The organism is Methanoregula sp., assembly GCF_049690535.1.
Lineage (GTDB): Archaea > Halobacteriota > Methanomicrobia > Methanomicrobiales > Methanospirillaceae > Methanoregula.
On sequence record NZ_JBAVMX010000047.1, the window covers coordinates 1 to 2,330 of the forward strand.

Below are 2,330 nucleotides of genomic sequence, written 5' to 3' on the forward strand. Positions count from 1 at the left end.
GGCCGTGACCGGCGACGGGACAAACGATGCCCCGGCGCTCAGGCACGCGGATGTGGGACTTGCGATGGGGATTGCCGGCACCGAAGTGGCACGGGAGGCAAGCGACATCATCCTTCTCGATGATTCATTTGTCTCGATCACAAGCGCAGTCTGGTGGGGCCGGTCGCTGTATGAGAACATCCAGCGCTTCCTCCTCTTCCAGCTCACCATCAACTTCAGCGCCTGCATCCTTGTGTTTATCGCACCGCTCCTCGGTTTACCGGAGCCGTTTACCATTATTGAGATCCTCTGGATCAATATCATCATGGACACGCTCGCCGCGTTTGCGCTCTGCTCGGAGGCCCCGCACTGCGGGCTGCTCGATCGGACGCCGGTCCCACGTGACGCCCCAATCATCACGCCGTTTATGTGGATCACGATCGCAATCACCGGCACCTTCATTGTCGTTGGCGGCCTTCTTCAGCTCGGCACCGGGTTCCTTGGCGGCAGGACCGAATCAGAGATCAGCACGATCTTCTTTGCGGCATTCATCATTGCTGCCGTGACAAACGGGTTCAACTGCCGGGCGATGGACGGGAAGATGCCGCAGTTTTTTAAAGGTAACCCGATGTTTTTCCTTGTTATGGGTGGGATCGTGATTATCCAGATCCTCATCATCCAGTTCGGTGGCGAGGTCTTTGGCACAGTACCACTCACCGCCACGGAATGGGTAACAGTAGCGGTGGCAGCGGCGGTACCGGTGCTCGTCATCGGGTTTTTGATCCGGTATGCATCCGGCAGGTACCGTGCAGCAAAAAAATCCCCGGCAGTCACGTAACCGGCAGACCGATTTTCTTTTTTTCCCAAAAAGAGAATCGGGAAACAGAAACTTCCAGCCAGTACTGTATATACTGCATCGAACAGTAGGTAAATCTAAGGCTCCGGGCCGGTCAGGAGGCCATGTGCTTCCGGGATCGGCTCCGGGCGCCAGGAGGTCAGATATGGAGAAGATCCAGATACCAAACCAGGCTCCTTCGACGCCGATGCCGATCGTGATCGCCGGCGCGCTGGTGAAGGGAAAGGAAAACTACCTTACGATCGGTGCATATGGCGTCATGTCGATGCAGCCGCCGCTTGTCTATATCTCGTCCATGAAGGCCCACTTTACCAATGCGGGGATTAAAGAGACCGGGTACTTCAGCATCAACGTGCCACCGGCAGCGCTTATAAAAGAGACCGATTACTGCGGGCTTGTCTCGGGCCGCACCACCGACAAGTCCAGGATCTTTACCGGATTCTACGGAAAGGAAAAACACGCCCCGATGATCCAGGAGTGCCCGGTAAATGCAGTCTGCAAAGTGGTAAAGACCGTGGAACTGCCCAACAACGAGGTCTTCATCGGCGAAGTTGTCGAGTACTACGTGGACACGCCCTGCCTTACGGACAATATTCCCGATCCAAAGAAGATCGACCCACTCCTCCTTGCCGGCCACTCGTACCGGAAACTGGGAGGTATCGCCGGCACGGCGTTCTCCGCAGGAAAATCCCTTATGAAAAAATAATGATCTTTTTTTTGCCGGCTGGATTGGCAAGGTATTCCTGCACGGATAACGTGAAAGCACAGGAGGGAGGGATAGTCTGACCCGGTTTGGCCTCACTTTGCGAAAAGAATTTTCTGGATCCGCGAAACCGGATATGAACCGATTGCATTCACTTCAGATCTATGAATGCCGGGGAAAAATGTATGAGGGGTCCCCGCCGCGAGCGCCCCTCCGGGGCATGGCGGGGCAGGGAGTTTTTGTATATCTGTTTTTCCATCCGGATTTGGGTTTTTGATCCGCCGCGGGGGCGCCCCGTCGGGGGCGGTGGCACTCATCGTACCATGGGGATGATGGTAACAATTACTTCTTCATGATTCCTGAGGGAGAACCAATTCAGGGGGATTAATTTGGAAAAAAAGGTTTTGCTGTTACTGGGCCGGAATCGCAGGGACTGCTTTTTTTGCTGCAAACGAGGCCACGATGGCAGCAATGCCGATAACGATAGCGAAGATCCCGGCAATAAACGCAAGGAGGACAATCGAAATCAGAGGGAAGATGAGGGTCACCACGAGCAGCAGGAGCCCGAAGATGAAACTGACTATCCCAAGAATGGCATTTCCAGCGTCCTTCTGTGAGAATGCGTGGTACAGGTGGGCAGCTCCCGTGATGCATGCCCAGACGCCGATGATAATGATAAAGAATGTGGTCAGGAAGAATGTGCTGTACAGCGGATGGGCAAGGATGATGATACCCGCGAGAAGGTTTAAGATCGCAAAGAGGATCTTCCAGCCCATGTTCGTCCGGTCAACG

3 protein-coding genes are annotated in these 2,330 nt (G+C 54.6%); 2 read left to right on the top strand and 1 reads right to left on the bottom strand.

Features of this window, described 5'->3' with window-relative positions; translation table 11 throughout:
- Both WCE46_RS03920 and WCE46_RS03925 read left to right on the top strand, forming a co-directional pair.
- Positions 1 to 817 (top strand): HAD-IC family P-type ATPase (locus WCE46_RS03920; RefSeq protein WP_424732391.1); only part of this gene is annotated, 817 nt, incomplete at its 5' end.
- A 163-nt stretch (positions 818 to 980) separates the two neighbouring features.
- Positions 981 to 1,541 carry a flavin reductase family protein gene (locus WCE46_RS03925; RefSeq protein ID WP_424732392.1) on the top strand — a complete coding sequence of 187 codons (561 nt, stop codon included), beginning with the start codon at positions 981 to 983 and terminating at the stop codon, positions 1,539 to 1,541.
- A 407-nt stretch (positions 1,542 to 1,948) separates the two neighbouring features.
- On the opposite strand, the gene WCE46_RS03930 is transcribed toward WCE46_RS03925, so the two are convergent.
- Positions 1,949 to 2,330: DUF308 domain-containing protein (locus WCE46_RS03930; protein WP_424732393.1), on the bottom strand; the 382-nt coding region annotated here is incomplete at its 5' end.

Coding starts and splice junctions, on each gene's coding strand:
- WCE46_RS03925 (WP_424732392.1), top strand. CDS start 981: ATGGAGAAGATCCAGATACCAAACCAGGCTCCTTCGACGCCGATGCCG.